Origin of the sequence: Streptomyces sp. NPDC002566, from assembly GCF_042889585.1 — a bacterium.
Taxonomy (GTDB): Bacteria; Actinomycetota; Actinomycetes; order Streptomycetales; family Streptomycetaceae; genus Streptomyces.
Map to the genome: position 1 here is coordinate 115,989 of NZ_JBIARD010000007.1, position 25,876 is coordinate 141,864.

Below are 25,876 nucleotides of genomic sequence, written 5' to 3' on the forward strand. Positions count from 1 at the left end.
TCCGTCTGCTTCATTGACATCTCACTCAGAATACCTACCTTTGGGAGCGCTCCCATAACAGCCTTGCAACTGGAAGGAGTCCCCCCACATGCGCAACACGAGTCCGTTGACCGGACGTTCGCGGGCGTTCCTCCGCCGGCCTCTCCAGGCGCTCGTCATGCTGTTCGCCGTGACCGTCGGCGCCCTCGCCTGGTCGACCCCCGCCCAGGCTCACGGCACCGTCGTCAGCCCCGCCACCCGCGCGTACCAGTGCTGGAAGACGTGGGGCAACAACCACACGAACCCGGCCATGCAGACCCAAGACCCCATGTGTTGGCAGGCCTTCCAGGCCAACGCCGACACCATGTGGAACTGGATGAGCGCGCTCCGCGACGGCCTGGGAGGCCAGTTCCAGGCACGGACCCCCGACGGGACACTGTGCAGCAACAACCTCTCGAGGAACGCCAGCCTGGACAAGCCCGGACCGTGGAAGACCACCACCATCGGCAGCAACTTCTCGGTCCACCTGTACGACCAGGCGTCCCACGGTGCCGACTACTTCAAGGTCTACGTGAGCAAGCAGGGCTTCAACCCCAAGACCCAGACCCTGGGCTGGAGCAACCTCGACTTCATAACGCAGACCGGCCGCTTCGCCCCGGCACAGAACATCACGTTCCCCGTCCAGACCTCCGGCTACACCGGACACCACATCCTGTTCGTGATCTGGCAGGCCTCGCACCTTGACCAGGCCTACATGTGGTGCAGCGACGTGAATTTCGGCTGAGCCGCAAAGCACCGCACACGGCACCGGCCTGCCGGGGGCCGATTAGTTCCGCCCGGCCGACCGAGCCCCGTCGGGGCAGGGGCCCATTTGGCCGCCCTGCCCCGACGGGGCTTCCTGGGAGGATGCCAAGCTGCCCGACGCGGAGGACCAAGTGCCGGCGGCGGCGTGGCGGATCGGCGGTGCGGACGCCGGGCCGGTGGCGTTCGGCTGCCGTCTGTGCGCGGCCCGGCGTCTGTACGGGGACACGCACGTGCGGGTGGTGCGCTACGCGCCCCGGTGGCAGCGAGTGTGTGTCCGGCACGGGCGCTGGGTGCTGGACGCAGACGCCGACCAGCCGCTGGAGCACCTGGACCTGGATCTGCAATGGCTTGCCGAAGGTGGTGGAGGCGCAGCGGCGGTGGCCCTCGGTGGCGCGGCGGGCTGCGGAGCCAGAGCGGGTGTTCGCTCTGGCGCGGGCGGTGGTGGCCCGGTGGCGGGAACATTCCGCCGCTTGAAGTGCCGCATCCACTGCCCAGAAGCTCGGCTTCGGGTCGGGCATGACGTGCTGGCGCCGCCTGGCGGCCTGGAACGAGGCCGGTGTCCGGGAGCGGCTCCCAGGTGCTGCTGAACAAGCTGCGGTCGAAGAAGCAGCTGGACTGGTCCCGGGCCCTGATCGACTCCTCCACCGTCAGGGCCGCACGCAGGGGCCCAAAAGCGGACCCAGCCCGGTCGACCGCGCACGACCGGGCAGCGAGCACCGCATCCTCACCGACGGCCAGGGCATCCCTCTCGCGGTGTCGCTGACCGGCGGCAACCGCAACGACGTCACGTGTGCGGGATGGTGCCGAACGCATACCACTGCCCGAGCCTTCCGCCACGCCTCCTCGCGGGGCCACGCCAACAAGTCAAAGGGCACGCATGGCCACGCTCGGCGCCATGCGATCGCTCGCCGTCGGACACGCTCCTTACGGCAGGCTCGGCTCATGGCCCGCGCCAGATGTTGGCGAAGGCGGCGTTCTCAATGGTCCGCCTCTGACGTACGGCCTCCAGTTCCATCACCGCGTCGTGGACGGTGGCCAGCACACTCGTCACCGCCTCGTCATCGAGGCCGGCCTCATCGTCGGATCGTTCGTCGTCAATGCCCACGATCGCGGCGAGGGCGGTCAGGACAGGTTCCCTCTCTCTCCAGCGGTCGGCTGCATGGCGGCGTGCGGGCGTATCCACCGTTTTCAGGCTTTCCGAGAGGAAGGACAACCGGCGGCCTCTCTGCGGCGTCAGCTCACCGCTCTCCTCCAGGGCGGCCTGGTACGCGGCCGAGAGGTCCCTGCCCCGGCGCCACAACCAGTCCTCGATCCGTTCGTAGGGCGCCTGGCCGGTGAGCCCTGCCGCAGCCTCGCGCATGAACCGATCATCAAGCGCCGACGGCCCACCTGGCACGATGCGGTCGCCGTCCACAGCGACCGCATCCGCATGGATGAGATCGATCAGCTCGGCTCCCGCGAGCGTGAGGGACAGGTCACCCTGACCCACGGGTTGATTCCGGTCTATGGCGAGGAGGAACAGGTCTTTCGCCGTGGTCATGAACGGCTCCCCTCGGAGACATCGACAAGTGCCGACGCTCGGCACAATGAAGTGCTATATCACCCAGCTTGTCCCCGATGGAGTCCGTTTCGGCGGGTCACCCTCAGCTGCCGTGGTGCGTGCCCCTCACAGTGCCGAGCTGGTCAACCGCATGCTGGGCAGTGCCGACGCAACCCTGTGCAGGAGTGGCGCGACTACGTGGTGTGCAGAGGTTCCCGGAAGGACTTGCGGAACACTGGCCCGGCGAAGGGAATGATCGAGGACATCACCTTTGACTTGAACGAGGTGGGGTGCCTTTCGAGTCTGACGTCGACGCGGGTGCCGTTGTCCGTGGGAGTCATCTGGAACCGCCAGCCCCCCGAGCCGAAAGGCACCGAGTCACGAGTCGTGACGGTGACCCTGTTCGCTGAGGGGTCCCATTCGTAGCGCGCACGCTCCCACGACTTGTTGTTCCCCTCGGTCACCTCCGCCCAGGTGTCACCCCGCTCATGAACCTGGAAGTGCTCAGCATCGATGGTCGGCCACTCCTCGACACGGGATGGGCTGAAGTTCGTCAGCACGCCCATCACCTCGTCCGGGCTCATCGAGGAGTTCACGTGGAAGTGTAGGGATGGCATGATCTGCTCCCTGGATCGAGATGGCCATCGCCTGCCGGCGCCTTCGGCGTTCATCTCTCGTGTGCCTGGCTCGCATCGCCGTCGCCGGTACGCAATGACCAGAACTGCCGACTTCCAGAATGCACCCCTGCCCAGCACAGTGCACCAGCAGGTTCCCGGTACGCACTTGTGTGCTCGCGTCCGTGACCGGAGTGGGCCTCGCGGCGTGAGCAAGGTTTGCATCGCCGCAGGCAGGCTGATCACCGCGACTGGCCACGGAGCCCGGTACCCGACTTCGGCCCCGTCGACTCTTCGTCGATCGAAGATGAGCCGCACTGCTGCGGACACCTCGCCCACCGCAGCGGCGACTCGCCTTCACATAGAACCTCTAAAAAAGAGGTCCTGACAACCCGGTGCCACATACCGGCCGCGAGCACCCGCCGGCAGCAGCAGGCCCCGGCCACCACCGAAGGCGCACCCCTCCGGCGCGAGCCGCAGCCCTGCCTCCGCCCCCGTGCGAGCCGCCGCCCCGGCCGTCACCGAAGCACCCGCGAGCCGCAGCCCCGCCCCCCTCCGAAGCCCCGAGCCGCAGTTCCGTCCTGTCCGGCCGTGCCCGCAGGTCCGTCACGTCCCGCTCTGCCGCACCCGGAGCCCCGGGACCGGTCGGTCCCGGGGCTCCAGTCCCGCTCCACCTGCCCGCAGCCGACCCAGACGGGGCGGCCGGCGTCAGGCGACGCTCAGGACGATCTTCCCGGTGGTGCGGCCCTGCTCGCCGATCTCGTGCGCCTTCGCGGCCTCAGCCAGCGGGACGACGGTCTCGACCACGGGCGTGAGCGCGCCCCGCTCGGCCAGGGCGGCGATCTCGCGCAAACCCAGGTGGTCGGGCTCTACCAGCATCCACACCGCCCGCACGTGGCCGGGGACGTCGGCGGGGACATCGTCGGGGCCGGGCAGGGTGATCAGCCGGCCGCCCGGGCGCAGCACCGTCAGGGACCGCTCGGCGTTCTGGCCGCCGAGCCCGTCCAGCACCACGTCCACGTCCCCGACGGCGTCCTCGAAGCGGACCGTGCGGTAGTCGATCACCTCGTCCGCTCCCAGCTGCCGCAGCAGGTCGTGCTTGCCGGCGCTGGCCGTGCCGATGACGTACACGCCGCGGGCCTTGGCGATCTGCACGGCCAGGTGGCCGACCCCGCCGGCCGCCGCGTGCACCAGCACCCGCTCACCGGCGCGCAGCCCGGCGGTGTCCACCAGGGCCTGCCACGCGGTCAGCGCAGCCAGCGGCAGCGCCGCCGCCTGCACATGGGTGAGGTTCGCCGGCTTGGGCGCGAGGTGGCGGGCCGGGGCGACGACGTACTCGGCGTAGGCGCCGGCCTGCCGCGGGAACAGCGGCATGCCGTACACCTCGTCCCCGGGGCGGAACATCGCCACGCCCGGTCCGACGGCCTCCACGGTGCCGGAGACGTCCCAGCCGACCGCCGGGACCTCGCCCCACTCGATCAGGGCCCCGCTGGCCCGGGTCTTGAAGTCCACCGGGTTCACACCGGCCGCGTGGACCCGCACCAAAACCTCGTTCAGTCCCGGCTCGGGCCGGGCGACCTCACGCTCCACGAGCACCTCCGGTCCGCCCCACTGCTCCACGACCACCGCACGCATGCTGTCCGCCTCACTCTTTCGTCTCGATCGGATGCCGGCCGCCCCGGGCCTGTCCCGGTGCGACGCAGTCCACGATCCGGTACCCGCCCCCACCATGGCGTTGGCCGTCCGGCCACTATGTGACAGGATCTGGCCATGAGCGAGATGCAGTGGCCGTGCACCGACCCCCGCCCCGACCCGAGCACCGACGCGGCCGGGCGGCACCGCATCGCCGTCCTCGCCCTGCCCGGCGTCCCGCCCTTCGAACTCGGCATCCCCTCCCGCGTCTTCGGCAGCGTCCTGGACGCCGGCTCACGCCCGCTGTACGAGGTCACCGTCTGCACCGCCGACGGCGCCCCGGTCCTCAGCGATGCCGGGTTCACCGTGCAGCCCGCGGCCGGCCCCGAGGCCCTGGCCGCCGCGGACACCGTGATCGTCCCGCCCACGCACGCCATGCCAGAGCTGGGCCGCGGCGGCCCGCTGCCGCCCGAGGTCACCGCGGCCATCGCCGGCATCCGGCCCGGCACCCGCCTGGTGTCCATCTGCACCGGCTCCTACGTCCTGGCCGCCGCGGGCCTCCTCGACGGCCGGCCCGCCACCACCCACTGGAACCTCGCCCCCGAGTTCCGCCGCGCCTACCCCCGCGTCAAGGTCGACGAGGAGGTCCTCTTCGTCGACGACGGCGACGTCCTGACCTCCGCGGGCGTCGCCGCCGGCGTCGACCTGTGCCTGCACATGATCCGCCGCGACCACGGCGCCGCCGCCGCCAACCGCGCCGCCCGCATGTGCGTCGTCCCGCCCTGGCGGGACGGCGGCCAGGCCCAGTACATCGACCGCCCGGTGCCCGAACCCACCGTCGCCACCACCACCGCCACCCGCGCCTGGGCCCTGGAGCACCTCGGCGAACCCCTCTCCCTGAACCGCCTGGCCGAACACGCCCGGATGAGCCTGCGCTCCTTCACCCGCCGCTTCCGCGACGAGGTCGGCATGACCCCCGTGCAGTGGCTCACCGCGCAACGCCTGGAACTGGCCAAGCAGTTGCTGGAGACCACCGACCTGTCCATCGACCTGGTCGCCCACCGCTGTGGCTTCGGCTCCGCCAACTCCCTGCGCGCCCACATGCGCACCGCCTTCGGTGTCTCACCCGCCTCCTACCGCCGCACCTTCCATACCGACGACCTGGCGGAAGCGGGCGTCTGAGGACACATCAGCGCCGCACATACCCGCTCCGAGGGCCGGCCGGGATCCGCCTGATCATCCGCTGCCGGTGCGCGCTTCAAGCCGATTCAGCCAATCGCAGCCCCGGTGGCGCCCCCGCGACCGCCATGCGCGATCGCGTGGGCGTCAGGCGAGGGCGCCCTCGGCGGAGTGGACAGCGCGCAGGGCGCGCTCGATCGTCTCCTGGTTCTCGCCGACCGGGGACACGTAGTCGAGGACGTTGCGCGCAGCGCCCTCCCCGAGCACGCGAGTGATCACCCAAGTGGCAAGGTACTGGGACGCCAGGCAACCGCCGGCCGTAGCGATGTTCCCCTTGGCGTGGAACGGCTCGTCGAGCACAGGGATGCCGCGAGCTTCGACGAACGGCCGGGTCTTCATGTCCGTGCAAGCCGACATGCCGTCCAGCAGCCCCAGGCGGGCGAGCACCAGCGCGCCGGAGCACTGAGCACCGATGAGCTGGCGCGAAGGATCGAGCTGCAGCTCGGAGATCAGCTGGTCGTCGGCGACCACTTCTCGCGCCTTCACGCCACTGCCGATCAGGACGACGTCGGCCTCGGCGACGAACCCCATCGGGCGCTGCCCTGTCACCTCGACACCGTTCATCGACGTGACCACCGGCGTCGGCGTAGTGATGAAAGCCTCCAAGCCGGCCCCGCGACACCGGTTGATCAGCGCAGAAGCAATGAAGCTGTCGAGTTCGTTGAACCCGTCGAACGTGACCACCGCTACCTGCATCGCAACTCCCTCACGTACGGCACCCGCGCCCTCTGCAGTCTCCCCCCGGCCACCCGTACCGGACGAGGGCCAATCTGCTGCCGGTGGCCTGTCGACCATCGCTCGAGCGCCTACCCGAATCAGTTCCCGGTGCAGGTGAGTACCGGACCGATCGCATGCATGCATGCATTCAGCCGGACCACCCCGGGCCGGGGGGCCTCGGGGAGCCGCTGCGCTGGGCGACTCGGCCGTCGTTGCTCAGGACGGCAGTCCGGTCCCTGTCTGCTCACGCACCATGTACTGGGCGTACCAGTCCGGCCAGTTCTCGTCCGGCGCACCGATGCGTGTCTCGTGCTCCCCGTGCGCGGCCGCGGCACGGCGCAGCGCGCTCGCGAGGTCCTCCGCGGAGGCATACGTCGTGTTCGCGGGGTCGAGGCGTCCCGGGAGCCGGGTGGTGACCTCCTGCAGGAGCCATCCATTGCCGTCCGGGTCGCTGAAGGACAGGAACGAGCTGTAGCTCGTGCGCTGTGGATCCGGCCCTGGCACTCGGGCCTCCGTCCCGGCGTGGTGGAAGACGCCGCCGGCGTCGTGGAATACGGCGCTCGGCGCGGCGCCGAGCCGCTTCAGCTCATGGTGGGCAGCATCGATGTCGTCCACGATCAGGTGCAGGCCCTGAGCCGAGCCCGGCGTCTGGGACGTGACGGAGGTGCCGAAGATGACCGATGCCGGCGAGCCCGGCGGCGTCACCTGTACTACCCGGAAGGTCTCGTCCGGGGCGACGTCCGCGTCCAGTCTCCAGCCCAATCCCGTGTAGAAGCTCTTGGCCCGGTCGACGTCGGATACCGGCACGACCACAACTTCAAGTTTCATGTCCATGGCTGATACCTCCTGGGTTCGTGCAAGATGCCGCGACGACAGACTGTTGCGGCCGGACGCGCGCGACGCCGGGGGTCCGGGCGGCGGCAAGGACCAGGCAGGGTCGGCGTCGGAGTAGGGTGGCGGCCGGGACAGAGGGGCGACGATTTGTGCCACGCGCTCGGCCATCCAGCCTTTGACGCCTGTCTCAGCGCCACCAGACGTGATCGTGGGTCCGTGGCGGGCATGGCCGTGGCTGGCGGGCGGCTTACAGGCTCTGCCTGACCGTGCCGGGGCCGAGTCGGGTGAGGAGCCAGAAGGTGATTGCGGTGCCGGTGCCGTAGGCGATGTGTGCGCCGAAATCCAGGGCCAGAACCTTTGTGTCGTACTGCCAGATCGGCTTGTAGAGCCCTGCGATCGGCAAGGTGACGTAGTCACCGGCGAACACTGCGGCACCGAATGGCACGCCAAGGACAGGGGAGGGTCTGGGCAGTGATCCGGCCACGATGCCATAGGCGGCACCCGCCGCAGAACCATAGGCCCAGTGAGCGATGGTGCTCGTGAGCCAGGCGGAACCGTCAGGAAGCCGGCGCTGGGTGAAACCCTCGATCACCCGCTTCGCCACCTGCCCCGGATCGGGGGCCTTCTCCCAGCCTTCGACCGGCGCGAATTCCCAGGCGAGCGGGCTGTCCGTTCCGCCTGCGCGACGGTACTTCAGGTAGTGGACGGCATCCAGACACACCGTTCCCACTACCCCGGCCAGCAGGCCGGCCGTCATCGCCTCGAGTGGAGTCAGCGGGTTCCTTCGGGAGCGCATGACGCAATCTCCATATCGGTCAGGGCGAAGGGATGAAGCCCTTCCGCACCAGGGCCGCGGCGCGGGGGGATGCGGCCCGCATCGAGTATCCGGCGGCCGGCGAACGTCCGCGAGCGCAGGGGGCGAAGACCCTGCCGCGGGTGTGCTGAGCGCTACTGCGGCAGCCCTCACGGCAGCGGGTTGCCCCTCTACCGAAACCGCACACCCACCGCGGCCCCCTGAGCGGGTCTGCCGATTGCTGGTGGTCTACCTCGCCGCTCGCGGCTTCAGCCGGTGGTGAGCACCATCCGGAAGCGGGCGGCGCCGGACAGCATTCTCTTGTACGCCTCATCCGCTTGGTCCAGCGGCATGGTCTCGGTCATCGGGCGGATCCCGTGCAGGGCGCTGAACGCCATGGTGTCCTCTACGTCCTGGGCAGTGCCGGACGGGTGGCCGCGGATGACTTTGCCGCTCAGTATGAGCTGGTTCGGGCCGATTCCCAGGGGCTCGGCGTCGGCACCGATGACGACGAGCTCGCCGCGGGGGCGGAGCCCTTCCACAGTCGCCGTGATAGCCGAGGAGTTGGCTGCAGTGGCTAGAACTACTCTCGCGCCGCCGAGTGACTGCAGCGCGTCCGCGACCGTGGTGTCCGCCGTGCTGTCGACGAAATGGTGGGCGCCGAGCTGCTTGGCGAAGTCGGCCTTGTCCGGCCCGCGGGCGATGGCGACGGTCTCGAACCCCATCGCGGCCGCATACTTCGTTCCCAGGTGGCCAAGACCGCCGATGCCGAGTACGGCGACCAGATCGCCAGGCCGTGCGGAGCTGCGGCGCAGTCCGTTGTACACGGTCACCCCAGCACAGGCCAGGGGCGCCGCGTCGGTCGCCGCCAGGGCGTCGGGGATCCGCGCCAGGGCGTCGGCCGGTGCGATCATCGCGTCGGCGAACCCCCCGTCGTATGCCCATCCGGGTACTTTCAGGTTCTCGCACACAATGAAGTCGCCTTGTCTGCACGGTGTGCAATGCCGGCAGCTGCCGCCGAACCAGCCCACCGCCACACGGTCGCCCACCCGCCAGCCGCTGTGTGTTCCCTCGCCGACTTCTTCAATACGCCCGGCAATCTCGTGCCCGGGGACCAGGGGGAACCGGACGCCAGGCAGGAGGGCATTCACGAATGCGGCGTCGCTGTGGCAGATACCGCACGCCTCCACAGCGATCCTCACGTGTCCGGGGCCGGGCTGCGGGACCTCACGCTCGACGATCTCCAAGGGACCGCCGGCCGCTGCGGCCTGCGCCACTCGTTGGGCACTCATCTGGATCTCTCCGTGGTAGGCGTGTATGACACCCCTACGTCCAGCAGACCAGCCCTGAGCCCGTCATGCACGCTGGACCACTGCAGGTGAGCATTCGTACGAACTGGCCGGCTTCGTCGAACGCCTGGCCGAACGCGTCGCAGGCTTCCCACCCAAGGGCGTCGAAACTTGCGAGCGCCTGGACCACATGGCTCGCCCAGCTCTCCAGCGTGCGCGGGGGTCCCGGAGCGGCACGCGCGCACCGCCGACCGCACCATGACGCTCACCGACGTCCGCATCGCCGTATCGCCCGCATCGCCAAACGAAGCCATCCTCGCCCCGCGCCTGCCCCACCCGACGACAGCACGGCATGATCGACGAGGGGACGGGAACACGTGCCGAGCGCTGAGTGCCGGCCGCGGGCTGTGCCCCGCATGAGGGAAGGAATGGCGTGCCCGGTGTCCCTGGTCTCCTGCTGAGGAGACTGACCGTCGTATCGTGCCGGACAAAGCAGACGACACGAGCGGCTGTGCGCCGAAGCATTGCTGCACTCGGCAGGTCCGCTCCTCCCCTACTGCGGATCCCGGACCACACCCCCAGCAGCCGTCTGCCCCGGGCCACCGACTGAACTGGCCACGTGAACTGGCCACGCTGGAATTCTTCTGCCTCGGAGTGGGGAACGGTTCCGCGTGTGAGCTGTTAGGCGCTTTGAGGGGCAGGCGTGCCCTATCCGGTGCTCGTTCGTGGGCTGGGCGGGCTCGTTCGTGGGCTTGGCGGGAAGGAGGGGGTATGGACGATTTCGAGGTGGACCAGGTGGTCCAGCGGGCGCTGGACCGGTTGACCCTTTTGGCGGAGACCACCACGGCCATGACCAGCACGCTCGATTCCCATGCCGCGGTGCAACGGGTGTGCCGGATCCTGGTGCCACAGCTGGCCGACTGGTGCGCGGTCGACCTACTCGATGACGAGGGCCGACCCCGCAGGGTCAGCGTCGTGCACCGCAATCCCGACGTACTGCCGGTCGGCGGCCTGACAGGGCTGCTGCCCGACATCCCGGAAGATCCCGTCGGGCCGCTCTCACGCGCACTCATCGGTGCCGGACCCCTGCTGCTGACCCCAAGCGACATCCCCGGCCCCGACAAGGCCGCCGACCCGCTGCACGCCCGCCAGCTCGAGCTGTTCGACCAGCTCGGCACCCACACCGCTGTGGTCGCCCCCGTACGCGCCCGCCGGCAAGTCCTCGGGGCCTTGACCATCGCCCGCTCCGCCGACCGCGCCCCCCTCACAGACGACGACCTCGCCATGGTGGAGGATCTGACCCACCGCATTGCTCTGGGTGTGGACAACGCCCGGCTGCACCGCGAGACCCAGCACATCGCCGAACGCCTCCAGCGCTCCCTTCTGCCCACCCTTCCCAAAACCGGCCCATTGCAGATGGCCGCCCGCTACGCACCGGCCGCCGCCACCGCCGAGGTCGGCGGCGACTGGTACGACAGCTTTCCCCTGCCCAACGGAAGCACCACCATGATCATGGGCGATGTCACCGGCCACGACCTACGCGCCGCCATCACCATGAGCCAGCTGCGCAACATGCTGCGCGGCATCGGCTGCGACCGCCAAGAACCCCCCGGTCACATCCTGCGCCGCCTCGACCTGGCACACGGCATCCTCTATCCGCAGGCCACAGCCACATGCCTGTACGGCCTCCTGGACCAGGACGACGACGGAGGCTGGACGCTCACCTACTCCAGCGCCGGCCACCCACCGCCCCTGCTGGTCACCCACGAAGGCGACACCCACTACCTCCACGGCGGCCGCGGTCTCCTGCTCGGGGTCGACCCCAGCCTCCCGCGCCACCACGCCACCGAAACGCTGCCCGCCCGTTCCACCCTGCTCATGTACACGGACGGCCTCATCGAACGCCGTGGCGAAGACCTCACCCACGGCATGACCCGCCTACGACAACACGCCGCCGCCCTAGCCCGCGAAGATCTCGACACCTTCTGCGACGAACTCCTCGCAGGCATGGCCACCGACCACGCCGACGACATCGCACTCCTCGTCACAAGAACCCCCACCAAACCTCAGCGCCTCACCTGACCCCGACAGGCAGGTGCCGAAGCCCATGACTGTGATGAGCTGCGCGAGTACCCCAACGGCTCATCGCACCAGGGCTGTTGAACCGGGGAACTGCCTCAGCGGCCCGAAATGGGCCTCACACGCACCGCGGACGCATGCACACCTTGGTCGGGAGAGAGCGGGTTGCAGGGCAGTAGTCGACGGAGTCGCCCTCCGATAGCATACCGACCAGATGGTACGACTGAGTGTTTCCCACGTACCCTCGTGTGCTCGATGAACCGCAACGTTTCATCCGCCACAGGACAGAGAGTCCCTCATGACGCAGAACACGGACCGCGACAGCCTGGCTTTCACACGCCAGACCTGGAGAACTCTCGAGCCTTACCACGGGGCTGTCTACTTCTCGCCCGAAGCCGCAGGCCAGTATGCCGAGTTGGGCGTGGACGCCAGGACGGGGTACTTCGCGTCCCGCTCCGCCGCGCTCGGCGCCGCTCCTGCGGATCTGGTCATCGCAACGTTCTACAACTTCGATCCCCAACTGGTACGCCGAGCCATACCCGCGGCGTGGGAAGCCGCCACGCCGCAGCGGTTCGCAGCCGCCCGGCTCACCGGGATCGACACCACGCTCCGCCGCGTCCTCGGCACGGACGTCCTCTCACCGGCCATGGCCCGCGCGGCGGAATTGGCCCGTAACGCGGCTGAAGTGACCATGCGTCATCCACAAGGCCGCCCCCTCTTCGCCGCGCACGCCGCACTGCCGTGGCCGAGCGCACCCCACCTCGTGCTCTGGCACGCGCAGACTCTGCTGCGGGAGTTCCGTGGCGACGGTCATGTGGCGGCACTGCTGACTGCCGGACTGAGTGGGCTCGAGGCTCTCGTCACGCACGCCGCCGCAGGCGACGTCGACGCAAGGGTGCTGCGCGACTCGCGGGCATGGACGCCGGAGCAGTGGGAACAGGCGGTGCGGGACCTGCGTGAGCGCGGATGGCTCGACGACGGCCCCCACCTGGCCTTGACCGAGGACGGTATGCGGCGCAGGGCGGAGATCGAGCACACCACCGACAGGCTGGCCGCCCTCCCCTACCTCACGATCGGTCCTGCCGCCTGCGCCGAACTCCGTTCCCTGGTGCGGCCGTTCAGCCTTGCGCTGGCCAAGGATCTCATGCCGTGGGCAGTCGACCGCCTCAGCGAAGAGAGCACCTGAGAGAAGGGCGAGGCCCGGAATTCTCGACGCCGGGTCCGCACACCCGCGGCACCCCCTCGGCCCATCGGCACGGACGAAGAACGTGGCACGAGTTCGGGAGCCACCCGCCGGTGACCTGATGGGTGCATGTGCCCCGGGACTCCAGGCCCCGCGCGTTGTGAACCGTGATGCCGAGATCGTCACCAGCTGCAACCAGGCCGGCGACTGCGCCCGCAGACAGGACCCTGCCTACACAGCCGCACCGGTGGTGGTTCCGTCCCGCTCCGGGAGCAGCTCGGGCATCCCCTCCACCAGCACCACGACGCCGATTACCTCACCCGCCTCGGAACGGCCGACCCACACCGGGTAGGTGCCGTCCCCGGTCGTCGCGAAGGACACGAGCTCGCCGCCGGAGGCCTCGTCCCGGGTGCGCTGCATGAACATGGAACCGTCGTCGATGTCCTCGTACCCGTCCAGGTCCGACTCCCCCCGGATCAGCCCCCGCTCGAAGAGCGCGATGAGCGGCTCCCAGGACCCGGCGTCGGCGAAGCAGCCGGTGGCACCGTCGGTGTCGAAGCCGGCTATCTGCTGCTCGATGAACAGCCGGGGATCGTCGTCCGGACCGAGGGCCATCTCCCAGGTCGCTGCGGGGGTCTCGCTGACGAGCAGGCGGACGGCCGTGGGTTCCGTGGTCGTGACCTCGGCGTCCCGCCACTCGGAGTGGTAGCTGAAGCGGACCCGCGCCTCGTCGAGTACGTACTCCCCGGGCGGGACAGGGACCGTGATGCGCGGCCCGTCGCCGCGGTCGATGTCCGGGCCGGAGACGGCCAGCAGCCCGCTGGGTACGTGCAGGGTGCCGACCCGGCGCGGCTCGACGACGGTCATCTCGGGGTGGTACCCGTCGGTCACGCGCACCCCGGGCCGGAACAACTCGTTGATCGGCCCGGGCTGCGCGAGACGCGGCGGGCGCCAGCAGGTGGCGGGGGCCTCTCCGTCACCTGGCTCGGCTGCCTCCGCCACCTCGGCCGTCTCGAAGGCCGGCGGCTCAGTGAGCCCGTGTACCTGGGCCGAGAGCAGCGGCCACTCCCCGAAGGCGGGGCGGTCCATCCAGCGCTCGTCGTCCCGGAGCCTGGGCGAGGTGGCGTAGGAGCCTCCGCGCTGCCCCTGCCGCTCCTCCGTCCGTCGGCCCCTCCCGTCCGGGAAGAGGTCCACGGTGACGCGTGGGCACGCCTTGTCGAACTCCGCCATCTCCGGACCTGTGTAGTACCAGCCGACGGAGTATCGGCGCAGCAGCCGCGACGGGTCGTCCAGCAGCCGCATGTCCAGATCGTAGGTGCGGCGACCTTGGGCGTCGTAGACCCACAGCCCGACGTAGTGGTCCCGCCAGGACACCAGCCGGACTTCCAGCGGGGCCTTCCGACCCGACTCCCGGTACACCACCACGTACGGAAGCCCGGCGGCATCCCGCTCCCGGGCCTCCTCGGCGGACATCGGCCGCCAGGGCGCACACGCCTCCAGGTCCCACGCCTGCGCGTACCCCACTTCGACGACCATTGCCGCTCCTCTTCCTGCAACCTGCCGTGGTTCTGTGCTGAGCTGCAAGGTAACCGCTGCCTGTGACAACGGCCCTACTGTGCGGGCGTCAGGCCGGCTCCGGCGCCGAGACGGTCGTGCCGGTGATCCGGTCCAGGGCCCGCTCGACGAGTGGCTTGCCGGCGTGATCCGTTGAGCCACCAGGAGCGGCCCGGGCCGCTCCCGGCGCTGCCAGGCGCCCCAGTCCCCACGCCACCGTCGTGACTTGCTCCGGCCCGCCCGCACTTCCTGACCACAGCAAACCGGGAGCGCCGGGCGGCTGAGGCGTTCGCCGTCGTCTCGACGGAGGGCCGGGTCGTGGTCCGGGGCCGTCAGGTGCGGGCGGCCTGGATCTCGCCGGCGTCGATCAGCGCCAGGCGCAGCCGCTCCGTCTCGGCCGGGCGGTTCGGCCGCGGGGAGGGATACGGCGGCCTCGAGCACGGTTCGGGCGTGCCGACGGATGTCGGCGTCGTATTCGGGGTCGGGGGCGGGACAGGGGAAGCACGGTCATGAAGCCCTTGAACGGCTCTTCGACGAGTACGCGATCGTCCCGATCGACCTGCGGCGGCCGTCCGTCGCCCGGACCTCGCGGGCACGGTCCCGGCACCGGCGACAGGCGGGGCCCGCTGCTCGGTCGACGGCATGGAGGGGCCGTTACCGCGCACGGCGGTCTCCGTTCACCCGCAGAGCTGCGTCGCCCGCCGGCTCCTCCAAGAGGCGGAGCAGGAAGAAGACGGGATGGGGATGTCCTCATACGGGGTAGGCGAGCGGGACGACGCGGGGCGGCTCGGCGCGCTGCTCGAGGGAGGGTCAACGTATGCAATTCGACGACGATGCTGCTCTGGACACGTCCGAGGTCACGGACGGGCGGGGAGGGGCGCTGGGCGGGATCCCGGGCGGCGGGAAGACCATCGGCGGAGGACTGGTCGGGCTCGTGGTGCTGGTCGCGTCCGTGCTCTTGGGTGTCGACCCCGGCATGTTCGGCTCGGGCGGGAGCGACACGTCCTCGTCCGGCACGGCCGCCGCGGACCTCGCGGCGGACTGCCGGACCGGGGCCGACGCCAACCGCAAGGAGGAGTGCCGGATCGTCGCCGTGGTCGACAGCGTGCAGGCATTCTGGAAGCAGACGGAGACAGCCGCCGGCGAGCCCTACCAGCAGGCCCCCACGTACCTGTTCACCGGCAGTGTGAACACCGGCTGCGGGAGCGCGACTTCCGACGTCGGCCCCTTCTACTGCTCAGCCGACGACAAGGTCTATCTCGACCTCGACTTCTTCAACGACCTGAGCAGCAAGTTCGGCGCCAAGGGCGGCCCGTTCGCCGAGGCCTACGTCATCGCGCACGAATACGGCCACCACTTCCAGGACCTCAGCGGAACGATCTCCCGCGGCAGCGGAGAGGGCCAGAACAGCGGCTCGGTGAAACTCGAGTTGCAGGCGGACTGCTACGCCGGAGTGTGGGCCCACCACGCCACCACCACCCCCGACCCCAAGAGCGGTAGGCCACTGATCACCGAGTTGACGGAGGACGACATCAACCGCGGGCTGGACGCGGCCGCCGCCGTCGGAGACGACCGTATCCAGCAGCGCTACCAGGGCAAGGTCACACCCGACACCTGGACCCACGGCTCCGCGAGCCAGCGCCAGCAATGGTTCTCCACCGGCTACCGCTCCGGCCGCGTCGCCAGCTGCAACACGTTCAGCTGACCACGCCTGGTCAGCGTCCGATCGGCCCCGGGTAGCGCCGGCGGCGCCGGTCCGGGTCGGCGCGCAGCGGTTTCAGCTTGGCCCGCACAGTGGCGCCGACTCCCAGCATCTCGCAGATCTGGCGGGCCATGCCCGGCCGGATGGCCTGCCAGATTGCCCGGGCGCCGGGGCGGCCGGCGCGCGCTGGGCGGCGAGCTGGTCGCTCACCTGCTCGAGGACCCGCTCGGCGACTGTGAGTTCGTCCCGATCGGCCTTAACCTCAGCCAGCTCCTTGACCAAGATCCAGCAGGTCGGAGCGTCTCGGGCTGCGGGCCCTGCGGCGCCGTGTAGTGGGATGCCCGCCGGATGCGAGCGTCCGGGTCAGCCCCCCGCCGGGACGTCGATGACGTTGCCGTCCTCGTCCAGGGTGTGGGTGTCCCAGTACGTGTCCCACTCGTCGCCCACCTCCTGCGGCACCTTGCCCTGCGGATATCGCGCGAATCCCGCCGGAGGTTCTTTCCCGTCCGGGACGCAAGCACTGCCGGTTCCGCCCACGGACAGGACGGGGTACTCGCCACTCGCGCACACGTCTTCCCGATACTCCCAGCCGGAGCAACCGGTGAGTGCCACAACCGCGGCCACGCTCGCGAAAGCGGCGGCCGCAAGGCGCATACTTCCAGGGCGGACGCCGGTGGTGAGGCCCGTTCTGCGGGACGTGTTCATGACTTTCTCCAGTCGTTCGGTGTGCCACCACTCTCGCCGCCGGACAGCTGCCGTGCCCTGAGTACGCGTACTCACCCGCGCCCGTGCGGATGCTCAACATGCCCTGGCCCGCAGGTAGTTCACGAGTACCGGGTGCCGAGCGCCAGTCGCTGCCTGCCACGCCAAGCCCCGCTCTGCCGGGCCAGTAACGACCACAAGGTGTCGTAGAGGTCGGCAGCGGGCGGGGAGGTTCTCGAACCGTCCCAGCGACCACCTGGGAAACGCCCGCACTGCCGTGCCCCGGCCGGCTTGCCGGGAGGGCAGCCCTCCCTCTGCGGCGCGGGTCAGCGGTGCGATCCGGATTCCGCCGCGGACAACCCCTCCGGTGCCGTGCCCCCGGTGACACTCAGGTCCTGGGTCCCTACGACAGACAGCAGTTCCAGCTGCTCGGCTCCAAGGCTTCCGGGCGGCGCGGTGAACCACAGCAGACGTTGGCGTCCGTCCTCGCTGAGCAGGTTGTAGCAGTCGAGTTCGATGACGCCGAGTGTGGGGTGGACGATCTTCTTGTGGTCCATGCGGCGCACCGCGACGTCGTGGGTGTCCCAGAGGGCTGCGAACTCCTGGCTGCGGCGGCGTAGCACGGCGATCATCTTCGTGACCTCCGCGTCCCGGCCGCGCCGGGCAACTGCCGCCTGGAGGTCGGCCACGAACACCCGGGAGTGGTGCGGGTGGTCCTCGGACGGGTACCTCTCGCGCGCCTGCGGGTCGGTGAACCAGCGGTACACGAAACTCGCCGCCGGGCCGCGGTGTGCCGGGGACTTGCCGAGCAGGTTCCGAGCCAGGTCGTTTTCCACCACGGTTTCGTGCAGGTCGGTGATAACGCGCGCGGGTGTATTGGACAGCCGGTCCAACAGTCCGAGAGGCGCGGGCTGCACATGTGCCGACGATCCGGTGGCTGACGGCGGGACCGGCCGTTCGGCCAGGTGGAACAGGTGGTCGCGCTCGTCGACGTTCAGGCGCAGGGCCCGGGCGAGGGCGGCCAGGGTCTGGGCCGAGGGCTGCACGCCGTTCTTTGCGCTGCCGCGTTCCAACTCGGTGTAGTAGTCGGCTGACAGCCCTGCCAGCTGGGCGACTTCCTCGCGACGCAGCCCGGGGACGCGTCGGCGCGGGCCTTGAGGGAGGCCGACCTCGGCGGGGCGGATGCGGTCGCGGCGGGTCCTGAGGAAGGCGCCGAGTTCTGGAAGGTTCACCCCTTCATGGTCGCTCGCGCGCCAGGCCGTAGCCAGGGGGTGGCATCCCCTGGGTGGACGCAGCCCTGGCTAGGGGTGAGGGACCGGCCGATCGTTGAGGACGCAGCAGGGCGACGGCGAGACCGCGGCCCGATCTCATCCATCACAGGAGTCAGTAATGACTGTCCCCGCTTCCCTCGACGGGAGAGCTACGCCGCCCCGGCCATCCCTCTCACCCCGGGTCGCGATCGTCACCGGCGGCTCGCGTGGCATCGGCCGCCAGACCGTCGGCCGGCTGGCCGCCGACGGGTACGCCGTCGTGGTCGGCTATGCCGGCAACCAGGACGAGGCCGAAGCAGCCGTGAAGGAGGCCGCCGACGGCGGCGTCCGGGCGATCGCGGTGCGCGCCGACGTCGCCGACGAACACGCCGTCGCGGCCCTGTTCGACGCGGCCGAAGCAGAGTTCGGCGGTGTCGACGTCGTCGTCCACGCGGCCGGGCGGGCGCACATGGCGCCGATCGCCGAGCTGGACCTGGCCGTCCTGGACGACCTGCACCGCACCAACATCCGCGGCACGTTCGTCGTCGTCCAGCAGGCCGCCCGTCGGGTGCGCCCCGGCGGTGCGGTCGTGACGTTCTCCACGTCCGTGGTGGGGCTGGCCTTCCCGGGCTATGGCGCGTACTCCGCCAGCAAGGGCGCGGTCGAGGCGCTGACGCTGATCCTGGCCCGGGAGCTGCGGGGCCGGGACGTCACCGCCAATGCCGTCGCGCCCGGCCCCACGGCCACCGACCTGTTCCTGGACGGCAAGGACGAGGAGACCATCGCCCGCCTGGCCGCCCAGCCCCCACTGGAGCGCCTCGGTACCCCGGCCGACATCGCCGAGGTCGTCGCGTTCCTGGCCTCCCCGGCCGGCCACTGGATCAACGGACAGGTCGTCCGCGCCAACGGCGGAATCATCTGAGCCGCCCGCGACCACCCCATGGATCAACGAAGGACCCTGTCATGAGGAACGACGACGCCGGAAAGGTCATCCTGGTCACCGGGGCCTCCAGCGGCATCGGGGCGCTGTCCGTGCGTGCTCTGGCCCTCGCCGGTCACACCGTGTACGCGGGCATCCGCCAGACCGCGACCCGCAACGCGACCGCGGTGGCCGACCTGACGCGCTACTGCACCGATCGCCGGGTCGACGTGCACGCCGTCGAGCTGGACGTCACCTGCCAGGACTCCGCCGACGCCGCAGTCGACCGGATCCTCGCCGAGCGCGGCCGGCTGGACGTCGTCGTGCACAATGCCGGGCACATGGTCCTGGGTGCCGCCGAGGCGTTCACCGCCGAGCAGTTCGCGGAGCTGTACGACGTGAACGTCCTGGGTACTCAGCGCGTCAACCGCGCCGCCCTGCCGAAGTTGCGTGAGCAGGGCTCGGGGCTGCTGGTGTGGATCGGCAGCTCCAGCACCCGCGGCGGCTGCCCGCCGTTCCTGGCCCCGTACTTCGCCGCCAAAGCCGCGATGGACGCCCTGGCCGTCAGTTACGCCGCCGAGGTGCTCCCGTTCGGCATCGACACCGCGATCGTGGTGCCCGGTGCGTTCACCACCGGCACCAGCCACTTCGAAGCCGTCGTGCGCTTGGCCGCGATGGCGCATGGCACTCGACCGCTGCGTACCCACATAGACCCCAGCAGAGACGGCAGCGAAGTCGTCTCCGCGGTCGCCGACCGCGTCCGCGTCGACTTCTTCCGCCGCATCGGACTGGACAGCCTGCTCACCGCAGGCAGCTCCCTGTGACGCCCCACTGAGAGAAGGAACAACCAGCCATGCCTTTCGCGAACTTCAAGGTCCCCGAGAAGACCCTCACCCCGGAGCAGAAGGAGGAGATCGTCACCCGCACCACGGAGCTGTACGTCGAGATCTACGGCGAGCGCGCCCGTGACAACACCATGATTCTGGTCGAGGAGGTCGCCGACGGCGGCTGGGGCATCTCCGGCAACGTGCTGACCCTCGCCATGCTCGGTGAGGCGACACCGACAGGCACCGGCGACGCCTGACCGAACTGGCCGTCATTCGGCCAGGAGAGCACCGTGAAACCGAGGGCCGCCGCCGATCGCACCCGGCGGCCCTCGGCTGTGCCGCGTGACTTGAACAAGTGTCTGCTTTCGGTCGGGGCCGACAGCACCGGCGGCGCCGCAGTGACCGCGTGGTGGCGGGCCCGCGCTCGGCTGGCCCGATCAGTGGCGTGCGCTGCTGCGTCTGCTGCGCGGCCACACCGACGCCGACGTGCGCCACGAGGCGTACACGACCATGCCGGAGAACGAGTGACCGCCGCCGCTCTCCCCGGCAGTCATGGCCCTTTCGCCGCGCGGGCGTCCTGGACGGCGGCTGCCCGCCTGACAGACCGAAGGAACCCGGGGGCGCGCGTACCTCTCTGACAGGCTGAAAGGGGGACGTCACATGACGATCATGACTCGGTACGCGCCCGCGGCGGCGCTGCTCGCCTGCTGCTGTCTGCCGCTGACAGCCTGCGGGACGGAACGCCCGGGGACGCACACGGCGGCCACGGCCGGCTCGGGAGCCGCGGCGACCACGGGGGGATCGGGAGCGTCCGCGGCGGACGAGACGAGCGACGACGGTCAGGAAGAACTACCCGACACCACCAGCGACGACCAAGGGACCCTCCCCGACACCACCAGCGACGACCAGGGCGCCCTCCCCGACACCACCAGCGACGATCAGGGCACCTATCCCGACACCACCACCGATCGGGATGCCGACGATCCTCCCGAGGGCGACACCACGGACGACGGCGGAGGGGTGCCGACGAGCGGTCCCCACCGCTGGTACCCGATGCTGCGCGAGTTCCGCGCGTACCTCACGTCGGGCGCCGCGAAGGCGGACGCCGCCGTCGCCGCCCACGTGACGAGCGTGCACGTCCGCGTGCCCGCGGGCAGCGCCCGTAGCGTGGCCGTGGTCCGCGTCGACTACGGAGTGGGAGAACAGAAGCAGGCGGACCGCACCGCCGAGGTCTTCGCGCGCTGGCGGCGTTCCCTCTACGGCGATCACGGTCACGTGAAGGTCCTGGGCCCGGCGAAGACCACCGCCGAGAAGGACTGGTGACCGGCGGCCCTGGCGGCCGCCGGGAATCCCGCGCCTGGTTCTCCACCGCAGCCAGGGCCGCCGCCGAATCCGGCGACGACCAGCTGCACGCATGGGGCCTCGCCCGGAAGGCGATGGTCCCGCTCAACTACGGCGGTGCCACAACCATCGGCAAGGCCACGACACTACGCGCCAGCGGCTTCGCAACCACGAAGCAGCTGGGCTGACTCACCCGGCGTCGCCCCTCACAGGCCGCTGCTTCCCGCTCCCCCGGTCAGGAAGCAGCGGCCTCGCTCAGCCGACCGGCGTTGGATCGCCTCCCTAGGCGTCCGCGAACCACGAGCGGCCCTGGGCCCAGTGAGTCCCCCAGCCAGTGAAGCCAGGAATGCCGGGCATCAGGGCGTCGGGCGACTGGGAACCGAAGGGCATCGCGCCCTCGCCGGCGATCTGCCAGACATGACCGCGCTGCGAACCGGTGACGATCAAGTGCCAATACATGCCGCAGCCGTCGGTGCCCAGCAGCAGTGAGCCGTGATCGAACACGGCGTCCGTACGGGCTTCGAACTCCTGCTCCGACAGTGCCTCCTCGTCGCCCTCCTCCTCCCACAGCCATGCCACCGTGAGCGGAAACGGCTCGGCAAGCAGGCGCTCGGGGCGATCCGAACCCCAGTCCGAGGGTGTCTGCGCGAGGGGCAGCAGACCGTAATAGGGCGGTCCGGCGCGCAGCCCGTCGCAGATCTCCGCCACGAACGTGCGGTACGGCTCCGGGAGCACGACGCCGTGCTCCGCCTCGAAGGACCGCACCGCCTCCCAACCGGCCGGCGGCGCCGCCTCGGGACGGGACGCGAAGATCTCGCGGAGGACGGCCAACTCGGCCGGGTCGCATGTTTCCGTGTTCATGCCGGTCATCATGCAAGACCCGAAACACCCAGGCCGGCCCAGGCAGGTCGGGGTCACCCGGCGCGCTGGGTTGTCTCACCGGCCTGAGCGGGTACGGCGGGCAGGGGGACGGTGCAGGAGGCGCAGCGTCGGGCCTGGGCGGGTACGGGGCTGAGGCATTCGGGGCAGTCCCGTTTGGGGGCCTGGACGTCGTGGTGCGGGGCGAGGCGTTCGTGGAGCTTGTTGATCGGGAGCACGACCAGGAAGTACAGGGCGCTGGCGAGGAGTACGAAACTGATCGCCGCGTTGATGAAGGCACCGTAGGGGAACTCGGTTGCGCCCAGGGTGAAGGTCTTGCGGCTCATGTCGCCGGTGGCGCCGGTGGCCAGCCCGACGATCGGTGTCAGGAAGGCGCGGACGAAGCCGTTCACCACTGCGGTGAACGCTGCCCCGATGACGATGCCGACGGCCAGGTCGACCACGTTGCCGCGCAGGATGAAGCTGCGGAAGCCCTTCACCTTCTCACCCCTAAGAGGCTCTTGACGTCGACGGGCGGCACCGAAAACGCGGTCAGCCCACTTTCCTTCGCCTCGGATGCCCTGCCACCCGTCACCCATGCCGACTCCGCCGCGCGCGGCGCGGAGCTCGCCATCCCAACTGGTCGCTCAGCTTGAGCTGCACCTAGAAACAGGCATGGTGGCCTGGCGCTGGAGATCTGGGCGGCGTCCGGCTACGTGGCGGCGTTCATCCGCGCCTCCGACCGCGATGGAGGTGCGGCCGTCGAAGTCGTACTCGGGCGCGCGGCGGAGTTCCTGGCGGACCCCGTGCACCTCTGCCGGTCGAGCCAGCCGGGACGTCGCGTCGGGGCCTGAGGCCGGGGGCGGGGGCCGGGGGCCGGGGGCGGGGGGGAGCCGAGGGCCGGGGGCGTGGCCAGCACGGCGGGGCCGGACTTTCGCTGCCGGCGGTCGGCGGAGCACCGGTCCGGCGCGTCACCGACCGGGCGCAGGACCGTCGGTCCCGTGCAGAGCCAGGGACCATTCCCGCAGATGCCGGAGCAAGGCGGTGGCCCTGGTGTGACCGGCGGGCCAGAACGGCAGCACGAGAAGCGCGGGGACGCAGCACGCCGTCACCACCAGCAGAGGCAGCAGACACAGAGCGATCACGAGTGGCCGTTGCCGCCCCTTGAACAGGGCGGCCATGGTGGTGAGGAGAGTGTGCATGGGAAGGGAGGTCCTCTCAGCAACGCCTGCGGAGGCCAGGGCCGGCCGCTCCGGACGGAAGTCGACGCCCTGAGCGTCAAACACCCGCTCCCCTTGCCGGAAGTGGCACCACCAGAAGTCATCTCCGGTGCGATCATTGCCTCTTGCGCAACGCATCCGCATCCGCATCCGCATCCGGAGGAGCCATGAGCGGTGGTGGGGGCAGGCGACCGGAACTGGGACCGGTCAAAGAAGATGTGAGCGAACCGGTTCTGGCCTTCGTCCTGCGTCTGCGGGAGCTGTACGAGGAGAGCGGTTGGTCCTCCCTGCGGGCGTTCGCGGAAGCAGTCGGCTACAGCAGAGGGACCATCTCGCGCTTTCTCTCCGGCGAACGGCAGCCGAAGGCGTACTTCCTGGACAAGCTCTTCGCCGCGATGGAAGACCGGACGGGCCGCCCTGTGGCCGAGGCCGTCCGGGCGGAGACGCGGCGGTTGTACTTCGAGTCCGTCCGTCTCAAAGCACCGGCCGAGTATCAGGTCTTCCGCATGGAGGAGGAGCTCGGAGCCGCGCACGACGAGACGCGGCAGCGCCTGGACGAGCAGCTGAAAGCCCACGACACCGACCGGCATGCGCTCACCGGACGGATCGCCGAACTCACCGACAACCTGACGCACATGGAACAGGAGCGGCAGGAGCTCCTCCGTCGGAGCGAGCATCTCGCCGAACAGGCGCGGGTGGAAGGCGAACGCCGGAAGTTCCTGGGACAAGTCCTCGAGGAAGTCGCGCGGTTGCAGGACGGACCGGCACTGGCTCTCATGCCTCCGCAGCAGCCGTCGGACCGCTGGCCCCTCACCGGCCTGGTCCTCGGCGACCGCACCGGGAAGGTGGACGAGATCGCTCTGTCGCCCGACGGAGCCCTGATCGCGAGCGTGGGCTCGGAGGGCACCCTGCGGTTCTGGGAGCCGGCGGCGAGCCGGTCGCCGGTGCGTACCCTTCACCACGACCGACAGGTCCTGGCGTTGGACTTCCATGCCGGCCGCCGTCTCCTGGCCACGGCCTGTCAGGACGGAAGCGTCTGGCTCTGGAAGCCCGCCACAGGCAGGTCCGCCGACCCGGAACGTCTCGAATCCGGGATCACCGATGTGCGTGCGGTGGCCTTCGCGCCGCACGGCGACGGGTTGCTGGCCATCGCGGGCCTCGGAGGCAGAGCGGTCGAGTTGTGGAAGCCGGACCGCGACGGGACCACTCCCGGGTCCCCGAGCCGGCGTGTGCGCTTTCTCCGGGACGAGAGCGGCAGGCCCGCGCCGCCGGGCACGCGGGTGGGCCGGTTCAGCGGCTATCGGTTGTACGAGGGCTTCGGCGGCCACGCTTACGGGGTCAACGCGCTCGCGTTCTCGCCCGCTGGAGGGCTCCTGGCTACCGCGGGTGTCGACGGGACCATCAAGTTATGGGACTTGGCCGTGGGGACGCCGGCCGCCGGGCCGCTCAGCGGCCACGAGGGCCCCGTGCGCGCGATCGCGTTCTCGCCGGACGGGCGCCGCCTGGCGAGCGGCGGTGCGGACGGGACCGTACGGCTCTGGGATCCGGTGGCCGCCTCCCCGACCGGGCGGCCGCTGACCGGTCACACCGGGCCCGTCGGATGCGTGGCTTTCTCACCGGACGGGCAACTGGTGGCGAGCGCCGGTGACGACGCGACCGTGCGGTGCTGGTCGCTGGTGGCCGGCCGGCCGCTGGGCGAGCCGCTCACCGGCCATCACGGGCCGGTCACCGGTGTGAGCTTCGCACCGAACGGAGGCTTGCTCAGCACGACGGGAACGGACAGGACGGTACGGCTGTGGCCGATCCCGTCGGTTTGACGTCGCATCGCGTGCGTTGTCGAACCAGACCCGGAGGCCTCACCTGTTCAAGCATCCACACCGGGAGCTCGGCCTGGCCTCTGTCTTGGAGATCATGCCTTACGACCCCGCTTGGCCAGCCATGTTCGCCTGGTGGGGCGTGGGCCTGCGTGCAGCCCTTGGTGATGCGGTTCGTATCGACCACATCGGGTCGACCTCGGTGCCTGGACTGGCGGCCAAGCCGGTGATCGACGTCCAGATCTCAGTGGCTTGGCTGGAGGCGACGGACGCGTTCCTGGGTCCGCTGACAGATATGGGCCTCGCGTACCGGGCGGACAATCCCGAACGGACCAGCGGGCGGGGGCGGCACCACCTGGCGGAACAAGCACCCTGCACTGCCGACGGGGAGACGATCTGGAAACTTTGGTTTCCAGCTGAGGGTTTGGAAACTATAGTTGTCGCATGACCGTCTCTGAGATCACCCCGGAAGAGCAGGTAGAACTCGACAAGGCGCTGTACGACGCCTTGAATCCGCTGGCCTCGGCGATTCGCTCCCGACAGTCCGGGCTGCCCGCGGACCGTATGTGGGATGCGGAGCCCGTCGAAGTGGCACTGTCCGTCCTGGCCGCTTGGAAGGTGATGGATGCCGAGGTCAGGCGGTTGACCGCGCAAGCGGCAGCGACCGCCGGTTCCTACGGCGCCAGTTACGAGCAGATGGGGGCTGCCTGGGGCATCACCCGGCAGGGTGCCCGTAAGAAATGGCCCGACGCCCTCAGCCGCTCAGCGCCCGCGGCAGCGGGCAGGAGCACGCTCGCGATCTTCGGGGGGACTGCCGAACTGGTGCAGGCGCCTTCCGGTGACTGGAGTTGGACAGGCGTGGGCGCTGACGGGGCATCCGCCGCGGTCACCGATGGGACGCGCTACGCGACCGCGGAAGAAGCCGCAGCCCATGCGGGCGTTTTCCTCAAGGAACACGCCCTCGACCCAGTCGACCGTTCGTAGCG

General features: G+C 70.1%; 26 protein-coding genes and 1 pseudogene. 14 read left to right on the forward strand and 13 right to left on the reverse strand.

The features are described from left to right. Positions 1-157 precede the first annotated feature (157 nt). Positions 158-763 carry a lytic polysaccharide monooxygenase gene (locus tag ACFYXA_RS27295; protein WP_389038267.1) on the forward strand — a complete coding sequence of 202 codons (606 nt, stop codon included), beginning with the start codon at positions 158-160 and terminating at the stop codon, positions 761-763. A 515-nt stretch (positions 764-1,278) separates the two neighbouring features. Further along, positions 1,279-1,572 (forward strand): annotated as a pseudogene (locus ACFYXA_RS27300) (IS5/IS1182 family transposase); the annotation flags it as partial. Positions 1,573-1,723: 151 nt separating this feature from the next. Here ACFYXA_RS27300 and ACFYXA_RS27305 read toward each other — a convergent pair. The 3 genes from ACFYXA_RS27305 to ACFYXA_RS27315 all read right to left on the reverse strand — a co-directional run bounded on the left by ACFYXA_RS27305 (position 1,724) and on the right by ACFYXA_RS27315 (position 4,572). Next, on the reverse strand, positions 1,724-2,323 hold the full coding sequence (locus ACFYXA_RS27305) for a GPP34 family phosphoprotein (protein WP_389037512.1): 600 nt from the start codon (positions 2,321-2,323) through the stop codon (positions 1,724-1,726). Positions 2,324-2,517: 194 nt separating this feature from the next. Continuing rightward, positions 2,518-2,919, reverse strand: a complete 402-nt coding sequence (locus tag ACFYXA_RS27310) for a hypothetical protein (protein WP_389037515.1) — start codon at positions 2,917-2,919, stop codon at positions 2,518-2,520. Positions 2,920-3,645: 726 nt separating this feature from the next. After that, positions 3,646-4,572 (reverse strand): NADP-dependent oxidoreductase, encoded by a 927-nt coding sequence (locus ACFYXA_RS27315; protein ID WP_389037518.1) that lies wholly within the window; start codon positions 4,570-4,572, stop codon positions 3,646-3,648. Between the two features lie 135 nt (positions 4,573-4,707). On the opposite strand from ACFYXA_RS27315, the gene ACFYXA_RS27320 reads away from it, so the two are divergent. Further along, entirely contained in the window at positions 4,708-5,751 is a 1,044-nt protein-coding gene (locus tag ACFYXA_RS27320) for a GlxA family transcriptional regulator (protein ID WP_389037521.1), read from the forward strand. Positions 5,752-5,895: 144 nt separating this feature from the next. On the opposite strand, the gene ACFYXA_RS27325 is transcribed toward ACFYXA_RS27320, so the two are convergent. From ACFYXA_RS27325 to ACFYXA_RS27340, 4 genes are all read right to left on the reverse strand, one after another. Beyond that, positions 5,896-6,504 carry a DJ-1/PfpI family protein gene (locus ACFYXA_RS27325; RefSeq protein ID WP_389037524.1) on the reverse strand — a complete coding sequence of 203 codons (609 nt, stop codon included), beginning with the start codon at positions 6,502-6,504 and terminating at the stop codon, positions 5,896-5,898. A 237-nt stretch (positions 6,505-6,741) separates the two neighbouring features. Beyond that, positions 6,742-7,359: a VOC family protein gene (locus ACFYXA_RS27330; protein ID WP_389037528.1), complete on the reverse strand. Its 618-nt coding sequence runs from the start codon at positions 7,357-7,359 to the stop codon at positions 6,742-6,744. A gap of 247 nt (positions 7,360-7,606) precedes the next feature. Next, positions 7,607-8,116 (reverse strand): hypothetical protein, encoded by a 510-nt coding sequence (locus ACFYXA_RS27335; protein ID WP_352245609.1) that lies wholly within the window; start codon positions 8,114-8,116, stop codon positions 7,607-7,609. Between the two features lie 305 nt (positions 8,117-8,421). Next, a complete protein-coding gene (locus ACFYXA_RS27340; protein WP_389037532.1) occupies positions 8,422-9,444 on the reverse strand; it encodes an alcohol dehydrogenase in 1,023 nt (340 codons plus the stop codon). Between the two features lie 768 nt (positions 9,445-10,212). Here ACFYXA_RS27340 and ACFYXA_RS27345 point away from each other — a divergent pair. Together ACFYXA_RS27345 and ACFYXA_RS27350 are read left to right on the forward strand one after the other, a co-directional pair. Next, entirely contained in the window at positions 10,213-11,523 is a 1,311-nt protein-coding gene (locus tag ACFYXA_RS27345; protein WP_352245611.1) for a GAF domain-containing SpoIIE family protein phosphatase, read from the forward strand. Positions 11,524-11,818: 295 nt separating this feature from the next. Beyond that, positions 11,819-12,706 carry a hypothetical protein gene (locus tag ACFYXA_RS27350; protein ID WP_389037536.1) on the forward strand — a complete coding sequence of 296 codons (888 nt, stop codon included), beginning with the start codon at positions 11,819-11,821 and terminating at the stop codon, positions 12,704-12,706. 228 nt (positions 12,707-12,934) lie between these two features. On the opposite strand, the gene ACFYXA_RS27355 is transcribed toward ACFYXA_RS27350, so the two are convergent. Continuing rightward, a complete protein-coding gene (locus ACFYXA_RS27355; protein WP_389037539.1) occupies positions 12,935-14,239 on the reverse strand; it encodes a DUF4241 domain-containing protein in 1,305 nt (434 codons plus the stop codon). 835 nt (positions 14,240-15,074) lie between these two features. Between ACFYXA_RS27355 and ACFYXA_RS27360 the strand changes: the two genes are divergently transcribed. Beyond that, the gene (locus ACFYXA_RS27360) at positions 15,075-15,962 is read left to right on the forward strand and encodes a neutral zinc metallopeptidase (protein WP_389037542.1); all 888 of its coding nucleotides are present in this window, start codon (positions 15,075-15,077) and stop codon (positions 15,960-15,962) included. Positions 15,963-16,322: 360 nt separating this feature from the next. On the opposite strand, the gene ACFYXA_RS27365 is transcribed toward ACFYXA_RS27360, so the two are convergent. Both ACFYXA_RS27365 and ACFYXA_RS27370 read right to left on the reverse strand, forming a co-directional pair. Beyond that, a complete protein-coding gene (locus tag ACFYXA_RS27365) occupies positions 16,323-16,613 on the reverse strand; it encodes an SCO0607 family lipoprotein (protein ID WP_352245615.1) in 291 nt (96 codons plus the stop codon). A gap of 374 nt (positions 16,614-16,987) precedes the next feature. Further along, positions 16,988-17,893 (reverse strand): helix-turn-helix domain-containing protein, encoded by a 906-nt coding sequence (locus ACFYXA_RS27370; protein WP_389037545.1) that lies wholly within the window; start codon positions 17,891-17,893, stop codon positions 16,988-16,990. Positions 17,894-18,050: 157 nt separating this feature from the next. On the opposite strand from ACFYXA_RS27370, the gene ACFYXA_RS27375 reads away from it, so the two are divergent. The 5 genes from ACFYXA_RS27375 to ACFYXA_RS27395 all read left to right on the forward strand — a co-directional run bounded on the left by ACFYXA_RS27375 (position 18,051) and on the right by ACFYXA_RS27395 (position 21,186). Further along, positions 18,051-18,833 (forward strand): SDR family oxidoreductase, encoded by a 783-nt coding sequence (locus ACFYXA_RS27375; protein WP_389037548.1) that lies wholly within the window; start codon positions 18,051-18,053, stop codon positions 18,831-18,833. 41 nt (positions 18,834-18,874) lie between these two features. After that, positions 18,875-19,654: an SDR family NAD(P)-dependent oxidoreductase gene (locus tag ACFYXA_RS27380; RefSeq protein WP_389037551.1), complete on the forward strand. Its 780-nt coding sequence runs from the start codon at positions 18,875-18,877 to the stop codon at positions 19,652-19,654. A gap of 29 nt (positions 19,655-19,683) precedes the next feature. Continuing rightward, the gene (locus ACFYXA_RS27385) at positions 19,684-19,914 is read left to right on the forward strand and encodes a tautomerase family protein (RefSeq protein WP_389037554.1); all 231 of its coding nucleotides are present in this window, start codon (positions 19,684-19,686) and stop codon (positions 19,912-19,914) included. A 403-nt stretch (positions 19,915-20,317) separates the two neighbouring features. After that, positions 20,318-20,980 carry a hypothetical protein gene (locus tag ACFYXA_RS27390; protein WP_389037557.1) on the forward strand — a complete coding sequence of 221 codons (663 nt, stop codon included), beginning with the start codon at positions 20,318-20,320 and terminating at the stop codon, positions 20,978-20,980. Beyond that, complete coding sequence (locus tag ACFYXA_RS27395) at positions 20,977-21,186, forward strand: hypothetical protein (protein ID WP_389037560.1); 210 nt, start codon at positions 20,977-20,979, stop codon at positions 21,184-21,186. Before ACFYXA_RS27390 ends, ACFYXA_RS27395 begins: the two co-directional genes overlap by 4 nt. A 94-nt stretch (positions 21,187-21,280) precedes the next feature. On the opposite strand, the gene ACFYXA_RS27400 is transcribed toward ACFYXA_RS27395, so the two are convergent. From ACFYXA_RS27400 to ACFYXA_RS27410, 3 genes are all read right to left on the reverse strand, one after another. Beyond that, entirely contained in the window at positions 21,281-21,871 is a 591-nt protein-coding gene (locus tag ACFYXA_RS27400) for an SMI1/KNR4 family protein (protein ID WP_389037563.1), read from the reverse strand. Positions 21,872-21,912: 41 nt separating this feature from the next. After that, entirely contained in the window at positions 21,913-22,356 is a 444-nt protein-coding gene (gene mscL, locus ACFYXA_RS27405; protein WP_352245623.1) for a large conductance mechanosensitive channel protein MscL, read from the reverse strand. 471 nt (positions 22,357-22,827) lie between these two features. Then, positions 22,828-23,058, reverse strand: coding sequence for a hypothetical protein (locus ACFYXA_RS27410; protein WP_352245624.1), 231 nt, complete (start codon positions 23,056-23,058; stop codon positions 22,828-22,830). 236 nt (positions 23,059-23,294) lie between these two features. On the opposite strand from ACFYXA_RS27410, the gene ACFYXA_RS27415 reads away from it, so the two are divergent. The 3 genes from ACFYXA_RS27415 to ACFYXA_RS27425 all read left to right on the forward strand — a co-directional run bounded on the left by ACFYXA_RS27415 (position 23,295) and on the right by ACFYXA_RS27425 (position 25,874). Further along, complete coding sequence (locus ACFYXA_RS27415) at positions 23,295-24,893, forward strand: helix-turn-helix domain-containing protein (RefSeq protein WP_389037568.1); 1,599 nt, start codon at positions 23,295-23,297, stop codon at positions 24,891-24,893. 94 nt (positions 24,894-24,987) lie between these two features. Continuing rightward, positions 24,988-25,338 carry a GrpB family protein gene (locus tag ACFYXA_RS27420; protein WP_389037571.1) on the forward strand — a complete coding sequence of 117 codons (351 nt, stop codon included), beginning with the start codon at positions 24,988-24,990 and terminating at the stop codon, positions 25,336-25,338. Next, positions 25,335-25,874 (forward strand): hypothetical protein, encoded by a 540-nt coding sequence (locus ACFYXA_RS27425; RefSeq protein ID WP_389037574.1) that lies wholly within the window; start codon positions 25,335-25,337, stop codon positions 25,872-25,874. The genes ACFYXA_RS27420 and ACFYXA_RS27425 overlap by 4 nt, the downstream gene beginning before the upstream one ends. The last annotated feature ends 2 nt before the right edge of the window (positions 25,875-25,876 follow it).

Excerpts from the sequence above, each read along its gene's own strand:
- ACFYXA_RS27295 (WP_389038267.1), top strand. The coding sequence starts at position 158 with ATGCTGTTCGCCGTGACCGTCGGCGCCCTCGCCTGGTCGACCCCCGCC.
- ACFYXA_RS27305 (WP_389037512.1), bottom strand. The coding sequence starts at position 2,323 with ATGACCACGGCGAAAGACCTGTTCCTCCTCGCCATAGACCGGAATCAA.
- ACFYXA_RS27315 (WP_389037518.1), bottom strand. The coding sequence starts at position 4,572 with ATGCGTGCGGTGGTCGTGGAGCAGTGGGGCGGACCGGAGGTGCTCGTG.
- ACFYXA_RS27320 (WP_389037521.1), top strand. The coding sequence starts at position 4,708 with ATGAGCGAGATGCAGTGGCCGTGCACCGACCCCCGCCCCGACCCGAGC.
- ACFYXA_RS27325 (WP_389037524.1), bottom strand. The coding sequence starts at position 6,504 with ATGCAGGTAGCGGTGGTCACGTTCGACGGGTTCAACGAACTCGACAGC.
- ACFYXA_RS27330 (WP_389037528.1), bottom strand. The coding sequence starts at position 7,359 with ATGGACATGAAACTTGAAGTTGTGGTCGTGCCGGTATCCGACGTCGAC.
- ACFYXA_RS27335 (WP_352245609.1), bottom strand. The coding sequence starts at position 8,116 with ATGACGGCCGGCCTGCTGGCCGGGGTAGTGGGAACGGTGTGTCTGGAT.
- ACFYXA_RS27340 (WP_389037532.1), bottom strand. The coding sequence starts at position 9,444 with ATGAGTGCCCAACGAGTGGCGCAGGCCGCAGCGGCCGGCGGTCCCTTG.
- ACFYXA_RS27345 (WP_352245611.1), top strand. The coding sequence starts at position 10,213 with ATGGACGATTTCGAGGTGGACCAGGTGGTCCAGCGGGCGCTGGACCGG.
- ACFYXA_RS27350 (WP_389037536.1), top strand. The coding sequence starts at position 11,819 with ATGACGCAGAACACGGACCGCGACAGCCTGGCTTTCACACGCCAGACC.
- ACFYXA_RS27355 (WP_389037539.1), bottom strand. The coding sequence starts at position 14,239 with ATGGTCGTCGAAGTGGGGTACGCGCAGGCGTGGGACCTGGAGGCGTGT.
- ACFYXA_RS27360 (WP_389037542.1), top strand. The coding sequence starts at position 15,075 with ATGCAATTCGACGACGATGCTGCTCTGGACACGTCCGAGGTCACGGAC.
- ACFYXA_RS27365 (WP_352245615.1), bottom strand. The coding sequence starts at position 16,613 with ATGCGCCTTGCGGCCGCCGCTTTCGCGAGCGTGGCCGCGGTTGTGGCA.
- ACFYXA_RS27375 (WP_389037548.1), top strand. The coding sequence starts at position 18,051 with ATGACTGTCCCCGCTTCCCTCGACGGGAGAGCTACGCCGCCCCGGCCA.
- ACFYXA_RS27380 (WP_389037551.1), top strand. The coding sequence starts at position 18,875 with ATGAGGAACGACGACGCCGGAAAGGTCATCCTGGTCACCGGGGCCTCC.
- ACFYXA_RS27385 (WP_389037554.1), top strand. The coding sequence starts at position 19,684 with ATGCCTTTCGCGAACTTCAAGGTCCCCGAGAAGACCCTCACCCCGGAG.
- ACFYXA_RS27390 (WP_389037557.1), top strand. The coding sequence starts at position 20,318 with ATGACGATCATGACTCGGTACGCGCCCGCGGCGGCGCTGCTCGCCTGC.
- ACFYXA_RS27400 (WP_389037563.1), bottom strand. The coding sequence starts at position 21,871 with ATGATGACCGGCATGAACACGGAAACATGCGACCCGGCCGAGTTGGCC.
- ACFYXA_RS27410 (WP_352245624.1), bottom strand. The coding sequence starts at position 23,058 with ATGCACACTCTCCTCACCACCATGGCCGCCCTGTTCAAGGGGCGGCAA.
- ACFYXA_RS27420 (WP_389037571.1), top strand. The coding sequence starts at position 24,988 with ATGCCTTACGACCCCGCTTGGCCAGCCATGTTCGCCTGGTGGGGCGTG.
- ACFYXA_RS27425 (WP_389037574.1), top strand. The coding sequence starts at position 25,335 with ATGACCGTCTCTGAGATCACCCCGGAAGAGCAGGTAGAACTCGACAAG.